The organism is Mycobacterium sp. Aquia_213, assembly GCF_026625985.1.
Lineage (GTDB): Bacteria > Actinomycetota > Actinomycetes > Mycobacteriales > Mycobacteriaceae > Mycobacterium.
In genome coordinates, this window is the sequence record NZ_CP113116.1 from 2,794,777 (window position 1) to 2,810,470 (window position 15,694).

17 protein-coding genes are annotated in these 15,694 nt (G+C 64.5%); 12 read left to right on the top strand and 5 right to left on the bottom strand.

The genetic code is table 11. From position 1 onward, the window contains the following. Positions 1 to 4 precede the first annotated feature (4 nt). On the bottom strand, positions 5 to 1,939 hold the full coding sequence (locus tag LMQ14_RS13160) for a flavin-containing monooxygenase (protein ID WP_267735135.1): 1,935 nt from the start codon (positions 1,937 to 1,939) through the stop codon (positions 5 to 7). Between the two features lie 275 nt (positions 1,940 to 2,214). Between LMQ14_RS13160 and pstS the strand changes: the two genes are divergently transcribed. The 3 genes from pstS to LMQ14_RS13175 all read left to right on the top strand — a co-directional run bounded on the left by pstS (position 2,215) and on the right by LMQ14_RS13175 (position 5,209). Then, complete coding sequence (gene pstS, locus LMQ14_RS13165; RefSeq protein WP_267735136.1) at positions 2,215 to 3,315, top strand: phosphate ABC transporter substrate-binding protein PstS; 1,101 nt, start codon at positions 2,215 to 2,217, stop codon at positions 3,313 to 3,315. 180 nt (positions 3,316 to 3,495) lie between these two features. Next, positions 3,496 to 3,960 carry a hypothetical protein gene (locus LMQ14_RS13170; RefSeq protein ID WP_267735137.1) on the top strand — a complete coding sequence of 155 codons (465 nt, stop codon included), beginning with the start codon at positions 3,496 to 3,498 and terminating at the stop codon, positions 3,958 to 3,960. 118 nt (positions 3,961 to 4,078) lie between these two features. Continuing rightward, a complete protein-coding gene (locus tag LMQ14_RS13175; RefSeq protein WP_267735138.1) occupies positions 4,079 to 5,209 on the top strand; it encodes a nitronate monooxygenase in 1,131 nt (376 codons plus the stop codon). A gap of 6 nt (positions 5,210 to 5,215) precedes the next feature. Here LMQ14_RS13175 and LMQ14_RS13180 read toward each other — a convergent pair whose 3' ends face one another. The 3 genes from LMQ14_RS13180 to LMQ14_RS13190 are packed head-to-tail and all read right to left on the bottom strand — an operon-like array spanning position 5,216 to position 6,191. Continuing rightward, positions 5,216 to 5,440 (bottom strand): hypothetical protein, encoded by a 225-nt coding sequence (locus tag LMQ14_RS13180; protein ID WP_267735139.1) that lies wholly within the window; start codon positions 5,438 to 5,440, stop codon positions 5,216 to 5,218. A 56-nt stretch (positions 5,441 to 5,496) separates the two neighbouring features. Continuing rightward, entirely contained in the window at positions 5,497 to 5,787 is a 291-nt protein-coding gene (locus LMQ14_RS13185; protein WP_267735140.1) for a hypothetical protein, read from the bottom strand. A 5-nt stretch (positions 5,788 to 5,792) separates the two neighbouring features. Next, positions 5,793 to 6,191: a hypothetical protein gene (locus tag LMQ14_RS13190; RefSeq protein WP_267735141.1), complete on the bottom strand. Its 399-nt coding sequence runs from the start codon at positions 6,189 to 6,191 to the stop codon at positions 5,793 to 5,795. A gap of 285 nt (positions 6,192 to 6,476) precedes the next feature. On the opposite strand from LMQ14_RS13190, the gene LMQ14_RS13195 reads away from it, so the two are divergent. From LMQ14_RS13195 to LMQ14_RS13210, 4 genes are all read left to right on the top strand, one after another. Then, positions 6,477 to 7,763 (top strand): cytochrome P450, encoded by a 1,287-nt coding sequence (locus LMQ14_RS13195; protein ID WP_267735142.1) that lies wholly within the window; start codon positions 6,477 to 6,479, stop codon positions 7,761 to 7,763. 27 nt (positions 7,764 to 7,790) lie between these two features. Beyond that, entirely contained in the window at positions 7,791 to 8,804 is a 1,014-nt protein-coding gene (locus tag LMQ14_RS13200) for an alcohol dehydrogenase catalytic domain-containing protein (RefSeq protein ID WP_267735143.1), read from the top strand. A 22-nt stretch (positions 8,805 to 8,826) separates the two neighbouring features. Next, on the top strand, positions 8,827 to 9,366 hold the full coding sequence (locus tag LMQ14_RS13205; RefSeq protein ID WP_420714683.1) for a YceI family protein: 540 nt from the start codon (positions 8,827 to 8,829) through the stop codon (positions 9,364 to 9,366). Positions 9,367 to 9,462: 96 nt separating this feature from the next. Further along, positions 9,463 to 10,392, top strand: coding sequence for a class I SAM-dependent methyltransferase (locus LMQ14_RS13210; RefSeq protein WP_267735145.1), 930 nt, complete (start codon positions 9,463 to 9,465; stop codon positions 10,390 to 10,392). 26 nt (positions 10,393 to 10,418) lie between these two features. Here the strand turns inward: LMQ14_RS13210 and LMQ14_RS13215 are convergent, their stop codons facing one another. Beyond that, positions 10,419 to 11,531 carry a DUF7159 family protein gene (locus LMQ14_RS13215; protein ID WP_267735146.1) on the bottom strand — a complete coding sequence of 371 codons (1,113 nt, stop codon included), beginning with the start codon at positions 11,529 to 11,531 and terminating at the stop codon, positions 10,419 to 10,421. Positions 11,532 to 12,170: 639 nt separating this feature from the next. Between LMQ14_RS13215 and LMQ14_RS13220 the strand changes: the two genes are divergently transcribed. From LMQ14_RS13220 to LMQ14_RS13240, 5 genes are all read left to right on the top strand, one after another. Further along, positions 12,171 to 13,160 (top strand): esterase family protein, encoded by a 990-nt coding sequence (locus tag LMQ14_RS13220; protein ID WP_267735147.1) that lies wholly within the window; start codon positions 12,171 to 12,173, stop codon positions 13,158 to 13,160. Between the two features lie 15 nt (positions 13,161 to 13,175). After that, positions 13,176 to 13,763: a chorismate mutase gene (locus tag LMQ14_RS13225; protein ID WP_420714647.1), complete on the top strand. Its 588-nt coding sequence runs from the start codon at positions 13,176 to 13,178 to the stop codon at positions 13,761 to 13,763. A gap of 133 nt (positions 13,764 to 13,896) precedes the next feature. Next, positions 13,897 to 14,310 carry a resuscitation-promoting factor RpfC gene (gene rpfC, locus LMQ14_RS13230; RefSeq protein WP_267735148.1) on the top strand — a complete coding sequence of 138 codons (414 nt, stop codon included), beginning with the start codon at positions 13,897 to 13,899 and terminating at the stop codon, positions 14,308 to 14,310. A gap of 34 nt (positions 14,311 to 14,344) precedes the next feature. Then, on the top strand, positions 14,345 to 14,818 hold the full coding sequence (locus LMQ14_RS13235; protein WP_267735149.1) for an SRPBCC family protein: 474 nt from the start codon (positions 14,345 to 14,347) through the stop codon (positions 14,816 to 14,818). Positions 14,819 to 14,832: 14 nt separating this feature from the next. Then, a complete protein-coding gene (locus tag LMQ14_RS13240; RefSeq protein ID WP_267735150.1) occupies positions 14,833 to 15,690 on the top strand; it encodes an SDR family oxidoreductase in 858 nt (285 codons plus the stop codon). Positions 15,691 to 15,694 lie beyond the last annotated feature (4 nt).

The following is a 15,694-nucleotide window of genomic DNA, read 5'->3' on the forward strand; positions in this document are numbered from 1 at the left end:
CGAATTACGAACTACGGCGTCGCACAATAAATTGGGACCAATCAGGCTCGCGCACCGCGGCCCAGTACTCGTTGAGGCGCCACGGGCTGACGGTGTGGATCTCCCCGTCGGCGTTCTTGAAGTAGGAGTGTTTGACCGCGGGATGAGACCACACCATTTTCTTGATCTGGGTCTGAGTCCGCTGGTGCCAACCGGTCGCGGCTTCGGTCTTGGGTTCCATCGAGTGCACCTCGGCGTCGGCCAGGCGCTGCAGGCACTGGTCGATGTAGCGCATCTGCAGTTCGGACTGGAAGATCAGGCTGCCGCCGTGCGCGAGGTGGGTGCCAGGCCCGTAGATGATGAAGAAGTTGGGGAATTCGGGGACCGTGATGCCCAGGTACGCGTACGGGCGGCTCCCCCACATCTCGTGTAGGTCAATTCCGTTGCGGCCGGTCACTTTCAGCGGCCACAACACGTCGGTGTGCCGGAAACCGGTGGCGTACACGATGACGTCGACCTCGTGCTCCACACCGTCTTGGGTGACGACTCCGCGGGGGGTGATCTTCTGGATCGCGGTGCGGACCAGTTCGACATTGTCGCGCTGCAGCGTCTGCAGCCAGCTGCCGTTGTCCTGCAGCGTGCGTTTGCCGCAGGCGGGATAGTCGGGCATCACCTTCGCCAACAACTGGTCGTCGTCGCCGACCTGGCTGGTGATCCACTGCGAGAACATCATTGCGGCAGCGGCGTTGATGTCGCTGACGGCCGCATCCTGATCGGCGTAGTTCGGATCGGCTTGGGCGGCGTCGAGGCCCTTATCCGATCCGGGCCACAAGACCAAGAACCGATACCAGCGTCCGTAGAACGGCAGGTTGCGCATCGCCCAGCGCACGCCGTCTCCGACTTCGTCGTGATACATGGGATTCGGGAACATCCACTGGGCGGTCCGCTGGAAGACAGTGAGATGCTCGACGTCCTCGGCAATGGCGGGCGCGATCTGGAAGCCGCTGGCGCCGGCGCCGATCAAGGCGACTCGCAAGCCGGCGACGTCGACCGAGTGATCCCAGGCCGCGGAGTGAAAGGACGGCCCCGCGAAGCTGTCGGCGCCATCGAATTCGGGGATCTGCGGCCGATTGAGCTGGCCGACCGCGGTGATCAGGGCGCGCACCCGAAGCGTGCTGGTCTGTCCGTCCGCGTCGCGCAACGAAACGCTCCAGATTCCCTCGCCGTCATTCCACTCGGCTGCCAGAACCTCGGTGTTCCAGCGGATGTGCTCGGCCAGGTCGTGCTTCTTCATCACCTTGGTGAAGTAGTGCTGCAGCTCGTCTTGCCCGGCGAAGAAGTGCGTCCAGTCGTTGTTGGGTTCGAAGCTGTAGCAGTAGAAATGGTTGGCGACATCGACCCGGGCTCCGGGATAGCTGTTCTCCCACCATGTTCCGCCGGGGCCGGCGTTCTTCTCCACGATCGTGAAGGGGATGTTCGCCTGTTGGAGCCGGACGCCGGCCAGCAGTCCCGATTCCCCGCATCCGACGACGAGGATCGGCAGGTCGGCCGCGCGCTCGGTGGGTATTGCCACCGGGCGGCGCGGGTCGGTCCCGTCCAGGTCGAGTTCTTCGGCGACCAGGGATTGGTAGTCGTCGGGAACGTGTTCGCAGGCCGCCCAGTCCATCATTTCGCGGATGAGTTCCGGGCTCAGCGGCTCCGGCTCGGGGCAGCCGCGGTCGCGATACTCGCTGATGACGGTCAGCGCCTCGGCGCGGGCACGGGCCTTGTCGTCTTCCGACATGAACCCCTGCACCTCGTTGAGGAAGATGCCCATTTGCTTGTAGTCGCGAATGAATCGCGGGTCGCCGGTGATGTGGACGAGCGACAACAGCAGCGTGGGGATGCTGACGTCCTCCAGGGCCGCCGCGATTTCCTCCGTTGACGTGGTGAAAGGGCGGCCGGAGTAGGGGCTGCGCATCGAGCCGATCCTTTCGGGAGACGGGGAAACCTATTACGCTACTCACCGTTTCGTAATTGGCAGCACTACGCTACCCGCTGCCGACGGAGCGGATCAAGAGTCGTCGCCGCAGGGCGCGCGCTCGGGAAGATTTCACGAAGGCGTAGGTGTTGATCTTGTTAGTATTTGGCTCGTAGCTGGCGGAGATCGCTGGTTACGCGTCGCGGCCACGGAGGCGGCGGCCCCGATTCATCCCGACGGTCGATTTCGGTTCATCGCGACAGTTAGGAACGGAATTGAAGCGCAACCGATTTGGTGGGGCGCTGAGCGTCTTGACTAGCGGTGTGCTGCTCCTGTCGGGGTGCGGGGCTGACGAGAATGCGGCCGGGCAGGATTCGACGCCGGTGACGGTGAATTGTGGCGGGAAGGCGAGGCTGAAGGCGAGCGGGTCGACGGCCCAGACCAACGCGATGACGCGGTTCATCAAGGCGTTCGAACAGGCCTGCCCCGGTCAGACCCTGGACTACACCGCGAATGGTTCGGGAGCCGGGATCAGCGAATTCATCGGCAACCAAACCGATTTCGGCGGCTCCGACTCACCGCTGGCAGGCAATGAGTACGCCGCGGCCCAACAGCGTTGTGGATCGCCGGCGTGGGATCTTCCGGTGGTGTTCGGGCCGATCGCAATCACTTACAACGTCAAGGGCTTGAATTCGCTGAATCTCGATGCTCAGACGGCAGCGAAGATCTTCAATGGGGCCATTACCACCTGGAACGATCCCGCAATCCAGGTGCTCAACAAGGGCGTGACGCTGCCCGCCGAGCCGATTCGTGTCGTGTTCCGCAGCGATATGTCCGGGACCACGGATAACTTCCAGAAGTACCTCGATGCGGCGTCCGGGGGCGTTTGGGGTAAGGGCTCCGGGAAGGCGTTCAACGGCGGCGTCGGCGAGGGTGCCAAGGGCAACGACGGCACCTCGTCGGCGGTCAAGGCCACCGAAGGGGCTGTCACCTACAACGAGTGGTCGTTCGCCAAGTCGAAGAATTTGAGCATGGCAAAGATCGTCACCCCGGCCGGTCCGGACGCGGTAGCGATCAGCACCGACTCGGTGAGCAAGACGATTTCGGGCGCCGCGGTCATCGGCCGGGATAACGACATGGTGCTCGACACCGTGTCGTTCTATAACCCCACGCAGTCCGGCGCCTATCCGATTGTGATGGCGACCTACGAGATTGTCTGCTCGAAGTATGCGGATCCGCAGGTCGGCACCGCCGTGCGCGCATTCCTAGAAAGCTCCCTCGGTGCCGGCCAGGACGGCTTGGCGGACAACGGGTACATACCGATTCCCAACGCATGGAAGTCGTGGTTGTTGGCTTCGGTCAATGCCGTCGCGTGACGCTGGACTTAGAACCGGTTCTCATCCGCGCGACCGCCGGTCATTGTGCCGATTTGGCATGGCTGCGGCCCTGTGCTGATTCCTCTGGCTGCGAAACAATAGGACGACTTGGGGTTCGGGTGCGGCCACGTCGCTGACCGCGCTGCCGACGGTGTCGAGGGCGAACGGGAGGTGACCGCTGTGGCTCCCTTACTCACGGCCTGCAGCGGCTTCCTCTTCGCGGTTTTGTGGATGGATTTGATGTTCGACGTCCAGGTTCTCGCGCATCGATCCGCCGGTGATGAACTGCCCGAGCCGGTGCTCGCCTCCATCGCGGGGTATTACCACCGCGCGACCACCGCGGCGCGCCCGATGAGTCGGCTGATCGCTCTGGTGATGTTGATTTTGTTGGGCGCGTTGGGGTTTCAGGCGACCCTGGGGCGCGATCCCGGTTGGCTACTCGTGGTTTCGGCCGGGCTCGCCGGTATCCCGACGATGCTGGCGCTGACCCAGACGGTTCCCGACGCGATACGGCTTGGACACCGCACCGACAGCGTGGCCGAGCAAAGCCACCTGGCGCGGTCGGTCTGTCGCGATCACCTCGTCTGCGTCGGGTGCATGCTTGCGTTCCTGGTCCTGTGGGTGGCCCGCGCCCTGGTCATCTGAGACCGCAGAGCAACGCGCCGTAGTCGCGGGGCGCTAGTCAGGGGCCCCTGGCCACGTCATGGCCGCGCGTACTAAACTAGAACACGTTCCAATTCGGCCGGCATCCCAGGAGTTTGTAATGCACACCCCTATTTGCGACGAACTCGGCATCGAGTTCCCGATCTTCGCCTTCACGCACTGTCGCGATGTCGTGGTGGCGGTCAGCAAGGCCGGGGGGTTCGGCGTGCTCGGAGCGGTGGGCTTCACGCCCGAGCAGCTGGAGATCGAGCTCAACTGGATTGACGAGAACATCGGCGACCACCCGTACGGCGTCGACATCGTGATCCCGAACAAGTACGAGGGCATGGACTCGAACCTGTCGGCCGAGGAACTGACCAAACAGCTTCAGTCGATGGTTCCGCAGGAATACCTGGACTTCGGCAAGAAGATCCTCGCCGACCACGGCGTCCCGGTCGAGGACAGCGATGGCGACACCCTGCAGCTGCTCGGGTGGACCGAGGCGACAGCCACGCCACAGGTCGAGGTGGCGCTCAAGCACCCCAAGGTGAAGATGATCGCCAACGCGCTCGGCACGCCGCCGGCCGACATGATCAAGCACATCCACGAGGCCGGACTCAAGGTGGCCGCGCTGTGCGGCTCCCCCTCGCAGGCGCGCAAGCACGCCGACGCGGGCATCGACATCATCATTGCTCAGGGCGGCGAGGCCGGCGGGCACTGCGGTGAGGTGGGCTCAATCGTGCTGTGGCCGCAGGTCGTCAAGGAGGTGGCTCCGGTCCCCGTCCTCGGCGCGGGCGGCATCGGCAGTGGCCAGCAGATCGCCGCGGCATTGGCGCTGGGCTGCCAGGGCGCATGGACCGGCTCGCAATGGTTGATGGTCGAGGAGTCCTCGAACACGCCGGTTCAGCAGGAGGCCTACGTCAAGGCCGGCAGCCGCGACACCGTGCGCAGCCGCTCGTTCACCGGCAAGCCGGCCCGCATGCTGCGCAACGACTGGACCGAGGCATGGGAGAACCCGGACAACCCGAAGCCGCTCGGTATGCCGTTGCAGTACATGGTTTCCGGCATGGCAGTGCGCGCCACGAACCGCTACCCCAACGAATCCGTCGACGTAGCGTTCAACCCCGTCGGTCAGGTCGTCGGGCAGTTCAGCAAGGTGGAGAAGACGTCGACCGTGATCGAGCGCTGGGTGCAGGAGTACCTGGAGGCAACGGCCAAGCTCGACGAGCTCAACGAGGCCGCCAGCGTCTAGCGACGACTACTCTTCGTCGACGTCGTACTTGCCGCCGGTGAAGACTTCCTTGGTCCGTTCCACGGCGTGAGTCGCGATGTCGATCGAGTTCTCGACGATGCCGCTGACCCCGCCCTTGAGGTCGCCGCGGATGATGTCACCGGCGTTTTCGACGATGTCTGAAGCCTTTTCGACGGCATTGGTCGCGATGTCCTTGACCGCGTCCACGGCGTCTCTGGGATTGACCGCCACCGGAGTCTCCTTATCGTTGCGGGTCTTGAAAAGAACCTAGCTACGACTCTAGAGGGTCAGTAGTTGACCAGGGTCCGCCAATAGTCCTCGGGGATCTCGGCGCCGGAACGCAGAACACGGGCCAGCCCCACGGCCATCGCGATGCCGAGCAGACCGAGCCACAGCCCCGCCAATCCGATAACCGCCCAGAGCGCGGCGGTGACGGCGGGCCACGGCGACAAGACCGCGAGCACCGGAGCGAAGAAGAAGCCGGTCCCGATGTACCAGGCCGAGCCGGCCCGATCGGACGCCAGCACGAAGCGCAGCCACCGGGGAACCGGACCTTGCGTCGGCCGACGTTCGCGCATGATCGTTATCCCGACGGCGGGAAGAACCCTGCTCCGGTGAACCAACCCTCTTGCCAGCCTTGAGCTCCCAGGCAGAGCATGGGGAGTCCCCGGTCCGACTGTGCCGCGCTCTGCGGGCCCGGGCACTTCGCGCCGGCCTGCTGAACGCCGTACAGCGGATACGAGATCACCCAGTAGCCGATGGTCGCCGCCGGGAACTGGTTGGCCGGCGGGAAATGGCAGGCTTCGGCCTGGCCGCTGGGGCCCCGGCCGAAGATGAAGCGCTCGTAGTTGTCGCACGGTGCGCCCAACGAGGCCTGATAGTTCATGTTCGGCACATCGCCCTCGTAACCGGCTGCCGCACACGGCGCCACCGCGACGGCGCCGGCCGTGATCACGGCGACGGCGAGTACTTCGCGAATCATCCGCTCCACCCCTTCGCGTAGGCGTCACCCGGTCCGTCGTGCCGGTGACCTGGACCAAAGCATATCTATTGTGGTCCAGGCCACAAGGCCTGGGCGACCGAACGCGGCCGTGGACCTGCCTGCTGCCCGCCGACGGTGTCCTCCCGGCGGCTTGCACCACGCCGTCGGTGAACATGTTGCAATTTGGTCGATCGAAGTTGTGTCAATGCTTCCCAACAGTGGTGTTGCAGTGGTTTATTTGGCACAAGCATTACGACTAGAAGACTTCGTATCGAGGAGTGGGCCTTGTCAACTACTAAGACGACCACCAAGCCGAGCCCGAACCTGCCTGCCGGGTTCGATTTCACCGATCCGGACATCCATGCGCAGCGACTGCCGGTGGAAGAACTGGCCGAGCTGCGCCGGACCGCGCCGATCTGGTGGAACGAGCAGCCTGCCGGTTCCGGCGGATTCGACGACGAGGGCTACTGGGTGGTGTCCAAGCACAAGGACGTCAAAGAGATTTCGCGGCGTAGCGATGTGTTCTCCAGCCTGGAGAACACCGCCCTGCCCCGCTACAAGGACGGCACTGTCCAGCAGCAGCGAGAGACGGGGAAGTTCGTGCTGCTCAACATGGACGCCCCGCAGCACACGCACCTCCGCAAGATCATCTCCCGCGGCTTCACCCCCCGTGCCGTCGAACGGCTTCGCGACGACCTGAACGAGCGCGCCCGGCAGATCGTCGCGAAGGCGGCCGCCGAAGGCTCCGGCGATTTCGTCGAGCAGGTGTCGTGTGAGCTTCCGCTGCAAGCCATTGCCGGGCTGATGGGGGTGCCCCAAGACGAACGCATGAAGCTGTTCCACTGGTCCAACCAGATGGTGGGAGACCAAGATCCCGAATTCGCCCGCAACGACGCGATGGGCGCCTCGGTCGAACTGATCACCTACGCCATGCAGATGGCCGCCGATCGGGCGCAAAACCCCGGGGATGACATCGTCACCAAGTTGGTCCAGGCCGACGTCGACGGTCACAAGCTGTCCGACGACGAGTTCGGGTTTTTCGTCATCCTGCTGGCCGTGGCCGGCAACGAGACCACCCGCAACTCCATCACCCAGGGCATGATGGCCTTCACCGATTTCCCGGATCAGTGGGAGCTCTACAAGAGGGAACGTCCGGCCACCACCGCCGACGAGATTGTCCGGTGGGCCACTCCGGTGACGTCGTTCCAGCGCACCGCACTCGAGGACTACGAGCTGTCCGGGGTGCAGATCAAGAAGGGGCAACGGGTGGTAATGGTTTACCGCTCGGCCAATTTCGACGAGGAAGTGTTCGACGACCCGTTCACGTTCAACATCCTGCGTGATCCCAACCCGCACGTAGGATTTGGCGGCACCGGCGCGCACTATTGCATCGGGGCCAACCTGGCGCGGATGACGATCGACCTGATGTTCAACGCGATCGCCGACGCCATGCCCAATCTGAAATCCGTCGGCAAGCCTGAACGGCTACGGTCGGGCTGGCTCAACGGAATCAAGCACTGGCAGGTCGACTACCACACCAGCGGGTCCGGGGAATGCCCCGTCGCCCATTGAGGCACTGAGTCGATCGGGGGGTAGTCCATGCCGACACATCAAGCCGTCCAAATGCAGTCCCCTGGTGCGCCTTTGGAGCTGGCAGAGGTTGAAACCAAACCGCCGGGCCGTGACGAGGTACGGCTGACGGTCACGGCTTGTGGTGTGTGCGGCACCGACCGTGCGTTCGCCAACGGCGGCTTCCCGAGCATGACGTGGCCGCTCACCCTTGGCCACGAAATCGCCGGAACCATAGCCGAACTCGGTGAGGGCGTGGAGGGCTTCGCGGTCGGCGAGCGGGTCACCGTCGGCTGGTTCGGCGGAAACTGCAATCGTTGCGGACCCTGCCGCAGAGGCACCTTCATCCATTGCGCGAACATGAAGGTCCCGAGCTGGCAGTACCCCGGCGGTTACGCGCAGTCGGTGACGGCGCCGGCCAACGCGCTGGCCCGGATTCCGTCCGAGCTGTCGGATGTGGAGGCGGCCCCGATGGGCTGTGCGGGCGTCACGACGTACAACGCCTTGCGTCACACCAAGGCGCTACCCGGTGACCGGGTCGCGATTCTCGGTGTCGGCGGACTCGGGCACCTCGGGGTGCAGTTCTCCCGGGCGATGGGCTTCGAGACCATCGCGATTGCCAGGGGCAGCGGCAAAGAATCCGATGCCCGGAAATTGGGCGCGCATCACTACATCGATTCCACCAGTGGCGACGTCGCCGCAGCGTTACAGGCGCTGGGCGGCGTGACCGTCGTGCTGGCCACCGCCTCGAGCTCGGCGGCCATGGCCGAAACGGTTGGCGGATTGCTGCCGCAGGGCGAATTGATCACCATCGGCGTCACCACGGAGCCGCTGCCGATCAGCCCGGTACAGCTGATCACGCCGGGTGTGAGCATCGTCGGCCACCCGTCCGGCACTTCGAAAGATGTCGAAGACACAATGCATTTCGCGGTGCTATCGGGAGTGCGGGCCTGGATCGAAGAGTTGCCACTGGCGCAGGCCGCCGCTGGATACGCCGCGATGGAGCAAGGGCGAGCGCGGTACCGCACCGTTTTGACCATGTGAATACAGTCGGTCTGTGACCGACGTGTGGACTCTCGACGCTGCTGACGGTGAACTGCGGCTACGTACCGGCGTCAAAGGCCGGGCCGCGCGGATGGGCCATCGCCTCACCATCGCGATGGCGCGCTGGACGGCTACCGTGCGATGGGCCGGCGCCGATCCCGTCGCGGCCGAGCTTACGGTCGAGGCGGACTCGTTCGGCGTGCTCAGCAGCCAGGGTGGTGTCAAGGGCCTCTCCGGTCCCGAGAAGGCGCTGGTGCGCTCCAACGCATTGAGCTCGCTGGGCGCGGACCGCTTCCCCGAAATCCGTTTCACCGCCGACGCCATCGAAAAAACCGAAAACGGCTACCGGCTCAGCGGCACGCTTGAGATCCGCGGAAAACGGCGAGAGCACGTAATCGATTTGCACACAGAAGATCTCGGTGACTCCTGGCGAATGTCTGCCGAATCCACGGTCCGCCAGTCCGACTACGGCATCAAGCCGTACTCGCTGTTGATGGGCTCGGTGCAGGTCGCCGACGACGTGACACTGTCTTTTACCGCGGTTCACGCCAAGGACGATTGAACGCCACGGGCAGTACTCGTCGGCGCGTGTATCCTCGGTGGGGATTCATTACCGCCGCTAAGTATCTATTACCTTGTCTCGCCGAAAGGGATCAAAATGCCTCGTACCGAAAACGATTCGTGGGATCTGGCGACCAGTGTCGGAGCGACCGCCACCATGGTGGCCGCCGGCCGGGCCGTCGCCACGAAGGCCGATAAGCCGCTGATCGACGATCCCTTCGCCGAACCACTGGTACGAGCCGTGGGAATCGAATTCCTGGCGCGATGGGCCAACGGGGAGATCGACGCGGCCGACATCGACGGTGCCGACGAGGCGTGGGGTTTGCAGCGGATGGCCGACCTGATGAGTGTGCGGACGCCGTACTTCGACGCGTTTTTCCGGGACGCGATGGACGCGGGTATCCGCCAGGCCGTCATCCTGGCGTCGGGACTGGATGCGCGGGCCTACCGGCTGTCTTGGCCGGACGGAGCCAAGGTATTCGAGATCGACCAGCCCGAAGTGATCCAATTCAAGAACTCAACGCTGGCCGATCTGGGTGCACAGCCGACGACGGAGCTGCGCGTGGTACCGATCGATCTGCGCCACGATTGGCCAACGGCGTTGCGCGAAAAGGGCTTTGACGCCTCCCAGCCCAGCGCATGGATCGCCGAAGGGCTGCTTGCGTTCCTGCCGCCGGACGCGCAGGATCGCCTGCTGGACAACATCACCGGCTTCAGCACGGCCGGAAGTCGGCTTGCTGCAGAGATTTTCGGCGCTCGCTCGGACGAAAGCGGTGAGCCGGCGCCGGACGCGGTTGCGATCGCCGGCGAGCGCTGGCGCGCGCACGGGTTCGATGTGGAACTCGCCGACTTGCGTTACGACGTTGAGCGCAATGACGTTGCCGCATACCTGGATCGCCACGGCTGGCAGACATCGGTCCGGACGCTGAATGAACTGTTCGCGGCCGACGGCCTACCCGAAGTACCTTCGACCGCAGGCAATCCGGCCGCTGACGCCTACTACTGCACCGCGATCAGGCAGTCCTAGGCCGCGGGGCCTTTAAGCGCCGCGCGTTAAGGCTGTGCCGGTGCAGCCGGCGTCGTCGGCTCACCGGTGTCGCCGGGGATATGCTCGAGCACTCGTGTCAAGTACGGTTGCGGGCCGTTCGGGTCGGGCTGCTGCTCGGCGGGAATACCCGCCTCCGCTGCGCCGGGCCTGGAAACCGGTTCACCGGTGGCAGCCCACCGCGGTGCGGGCGGCTCGGGTGCAACCGCGGGCGCCACGGCTTCGGCGACCTGCGGTGTCTGCTCGTGCACGACATGCTTGCCCGGGGCGCGTCCCGCGTCGGGAGCAAGCTGAATACCCACGGCAACGGCCAGCGACGAGACAAAAGTGATGGCGCCGGCGGCCAACACGGTCACCGCCCCCGCGTAAGACAAGTGGCCGGGCCGCCGTGGCGGCGCGGCCGGTGCGGGTTCGCTGGTCTGCGGGATCAGTTGCTCGTCGGTGAAGTCGGTGCTGCGAGCCGCGGCCAGTGCCGTGCCGCGCGCGACCGTCACCTGGGCCATGGTCTGCGCGAATACCGGCACCGGCAAAGCCTTTTCGAGCTGCCAGGAAAACCCGTCGATGTCGCTGTCCGCGCCCACGACAACCACGCCGCCCGGACGCCAACCGGTGCGGTCGAACATTCCGGTCAGCCAGGATCGCAGTCCGTCGAAGCCGCCGCTGATCTGTTTGACGACCGTTTGGGTGTCGCCGTCCTGCGTGTCGACCATGACGACCGTCGCCCGCTCGTGTTCGAGAAGGCAGACCGCCGTCCGCTCGTACCCGATGACGGGCGCGATCGCCCGCGCCAGGGTCTCGACAGCCTCGAGCAACCGAACCGGCACCACATTGTCGAACCCGGCGTCGGTCAACGCCTCCAGCAGCAGTGCGGCCTGGGCGGCCGCTTCGTCGTTCCACGTCACCCCGATGACGCGCAGATGGTGATCACTCGCATTGGCCTGCGCGTCCACTCGCAAGACCTCTTGTGCCACCTGCTCGGCGGTGCTCACGGCGGGTACGCCGTCCTCGGCGTGCAGCGCAGACTCTTGGTGGTCCAGGATCGTGCCGTCCGCGCCGTGTCCTTCAGCGAGGACCCACCCGAAGGTGGTCGGCGTCAGTGATAGCCCTAGTACCGTTTCCAAAATTTGCACCTCAATCGTCCCGGACTCCGCGGCCCCTGCCGAACCATCACGCACCCGAAAGTCCGCGGTGCGGTGATTCGTGAGGGCCGGAACGGACCGGGTTTGCGTTCGGTCTCCATCGGCTTGCTCCGAGAGAGCCTACGCGTTCGTGGAGGGTTCGGCTGCACCGATCTCAGAACCCGGGAAACTCGGGCGTGCCCGACATCGGCGACGGAATCGAACTAATTGTCGACCGCGTCACGTGGTGCGGCCACGGCTCACCGGCGCTGGTCCTCAGTCGTACCACGCATCAATGCGACTAACCGTCCGGCCGATTGGCCGGCGCCGTAGGGCGTGTCGAAATCGGTGGACGCCGCGAATTGACAACGTTTGTAGCCCACGTTGTCGCATGCCACTCCCCTGGTGCGTGGATTTCGAGGCAAAGTCTGCTACCTGGCGTTTTACCCGGCGAGAACCCCGAACGAGAGCGCGGAAGAGGGCGCGAGCTTTCCGGATCAGTTATTGCACTAGGGTTATTTCTGGTACCAGCCGAAACAAAACTGGGATGACAACGCGTCCCAATCGACATTTCAGCTATTCACACGGTAAATTCTGCCGAGGGCACCGCGCGACGACATACGACCGACAAGGGGCACAGGTATGACAGACGTGAGCGAGAAGATCCGGGCCTGGGGGCGCCGGCTTTTGGTCGGTGCGGCAGCGGCTGCGGCCCTGCCGGGTCTGATCGGTCTTGCCGGCGGCGGGCCCACCGCGAGCGCATTCTCGCGACCTGGCTTGCCCGTCGAATACCTGCAGGTCCCGTCGGCGGGGATGGGCCGCAGCATCAAGATCCAGTTCCAGAGCGGCGGCAGCGGATCACCCGCGGTGTACCTGCTCGACGGATTGCGGGCCCAGGATGACTACAACGGCTGGGACATCAACACCCCCGCCTTCGAGTGGTACTACAAGTCCGGCCTATCGATCGTCATGCCTGTTGGTGGACAGTCGAGCTTCTACACCGACTGGTACCGCCCGGCGTGCGGGAAGGCCGGCTGTTCGACCTATAAGTGGGAGACGTTCCTGACCAGCGAACTGCCCGGGTATCTGGCGTCCGAGAAGGGCGTCAAGGCCAACGGCAGCGCCGCGGTCGGCATCTCGATGGCCGGTGCTTCGTCAATGAACCTGGCGATCTACCACCCCGCTCAGTTCGTCTACGCCGGTTCGCTGTCCGGCTACCTCAGCCCGTCCACCGGGCAGAGCTGGATTGGCCTGGCGATGGGCGATGCCGGCGGCTACAAGAAGGAAGACATGTGGGGGCCGGACAGTGACCCCGCATGGCAACGCAACGACCCCTTGGTCAACGTGGGCCAACTCGTCGCCAACAACACCCGGCTCTGGGTGTACTGCGGCAACGGGACTCCGAACGAACTGGGCGGTGCCAACTTGCCGGCCACGTTCCTGGAGAGCAACTTCATGATCGGCGTCAACAAGAAGTTCCAGGACGCCTATAACGCAGCCGGCGGCCACAACGCCGTGTTCAACTTCCCCAACTACGGAACCCACAGCTGGGAGTACTGGGGAGCCCAGCTCAACGCGATGAAGGGTGACCTGCAGGCCACCTTGGGTGCGACCCCCGGCGGCGGTGGATAACCCCCTTAATTTCGGATGTCGCTACTGCGCTTGACGACAATCGTCAGGCGCAGTAGCGCGTTAAGGGCGTTGCTGACCGCGCTGCCGGTCGCCACACTGCTGACAACGCAGGCCCGAGCCGATACCGGCGCACTGACCGAGCTGGTCGACGCGGCCGCGCAGCGACTACAGGTCGCCGAGGCGGTGGCCGCCTACAAGTGGAATGCGCATGCGGCCATTGAGGATCCAGACCGCGTACGACAACAACTCGCCAAATTGAGCGCCGACGCCGCGGGTGAACACATCGACCCGGACTACGTCACCCGGGTGTTCGGGGACCAGATCAACGCCACCGAGGCAATCGAGCACAGCCGCTTCGCCCAGTGGAAGCTCAATCCGTCGAGCGCACCCGCAAATGCCCCCGACCTGTCGGTGTCACGGTCGAGGATCGACGGCCTCAACCAGACGATGCTGAACCAGATCGTGGTCCACTGGGACCTCCTGCACTCGCCGGCATGCGCCCCGCAACTCGACGCCGCACGGGCCGCCGTTATACGTACTCGCCTGTTAGACAGGCTCTATCAGCAGGCCCTGACGCTGGCGACGCAGTCTTATTGCACCTAACCATCCGGCCGCGGACAAGCCGCCGTTGAGGTGTGCCGCGCCGATTTCATTGCCATAGAAATGCCATAAATTTCTTATCTCGTGAATCAATCAAATCGGTAACGCTTTCTATACACATGCCGAATTGCTTGACATGAGAAACTTGGGGAAGCCTCTCGTGAAGTACGCCGTCGTCGGCGGGTTCATCGCGGCGACGCTAGGCCCGGCGACCGCCGAGGCCGGCGCAGCGCCGACACCCAACTGGGACGCAATCGCGCAGTGCGAATCCGGCGGCAACTGGCACGCCAACACCGGAAACGGCAATTACGGTGGGCTGCAATTCAAGCCGGCCACTTGGGCCGCATACGGCGGTGTCGGAAATCCTGCCGCAGCCTCTCGCGAACAGCAAATCGCCGTTGCCAACCGGCTTTTCGCCGACCAGGGTGTAGAGCCGTGGCCCAAGTGCGGTGCTCAGTCAGGCCTCCCGATCGGGTGGTACTCGCACCCCGCGCAGGGCATCAAGGAGCTCATCAACGGGCTGATCCAGGCGGCCATTCCGCACCCATGATCAAATCGGGCGCGGCCTAGGTTCACGGCCGAGCATGTGTTTGGATCGGGCCATGGAAGGTTCGGCAACAGTACATATGGCGGCACCCGCGGAAGCGATCTGGAACCTGATTTCAGACGTCCGCAACACCGGGAAGTTCTCGCCGGAGGTTTTTGAAGCCGAGTGGTTGGGTGATGCGACGGGCCCGGCCCTCGGTGCCAAATTCCGCGGTCACGTCAAGCGAAACGAGATCGGGCCGGTTTATTGGACGGTCTGCGAAGTAACGGCGTGCGAGCCCGGCCGTGAATTCGGCTTCGCGGTCCAGCTCGGCGACAGGCCGGTCAACAACTGGCACTACCGTCTGGCGCCGTCGGGTGCCGGTACGGATGTGACCGAGTCATTCCGGCTCACTCCCGCCCCGTGGCTCGGGGTCTACTGGTTGTTTGGCGGCTTTCTGCGCAAGCGCCGCAACGTCCGTGATATGACCAAGACGCTCAACCGCATCAAAGATGTGGTCGAGGCGGGTTGACCGGAAAGGCGTGTATGCCAGGCTTCGAAAATAAGGGCGCTAAATCGGTCTTCATCACCGGCGCGGGCAGTGGGATGGGCCGTGAAGGAGTCCGGCTCTTCCACGCCAACGGGTGGCGGGTCGGTGCCGTGGATCGCAACGTCGACGGATTGAAGGCGCTCGGCGAGGAGCTTGGCGACGAGCGCCTGTGGACTCGCACCGTCGACGTGACGGTCAAGGCGGATCTGGACGGAGCCTTGGCCGACTTCTGCGCCGACAACGCCGGTGGCGGGCTGGACATGATGTGGAACAACGCCGGGATCGGTGAGTCCGGCTGGTTCGAGGATGTGCCGTATGAGGCCACGATGCGCGTCGTCGAGGTGAACTACAAAGCCGTGCTGACCGGCGCCTACGGCGCACTGCCCTATCTCAGGAAGACTCCCGGCAGCCTGATGTTCTCGACGTCGTCGTCGGCGGCGACCTACGGCATGCCGCGCATCGCGGTGTATTCGTCGACCAAGCACGCGGTCAAGGGGCTGACCGAGGCGCTAAGCGTGGAATGGGAGCGCCATGGTGTGCGGGTCGCCGACGTGCTGCCCGGGCTGATCGACACCGCCATCCTTACCACGACGCCCAATCACTCCGCCGATGGCGGCGCACCGATGACCGGCGACGAGCTGCGTGCGACCGCGCCGAAGAAGGGCCTAATGCGGCTGATGCCGGCGTCGAGCGTGGCCGAGGCGGCGTGGGAGGCCTACCACAACCCCAAGCGCCTGCATTGGTACGTGCCGAAGAGCATTCGCATCATCGACCTGCTCAAGGGCCTGAGCCCCGAGTTCGTCCGCGGCCGCATCGCTAAATCGTTGCCCGGACTGATGCCGAAGCGGCCGTAAGGAG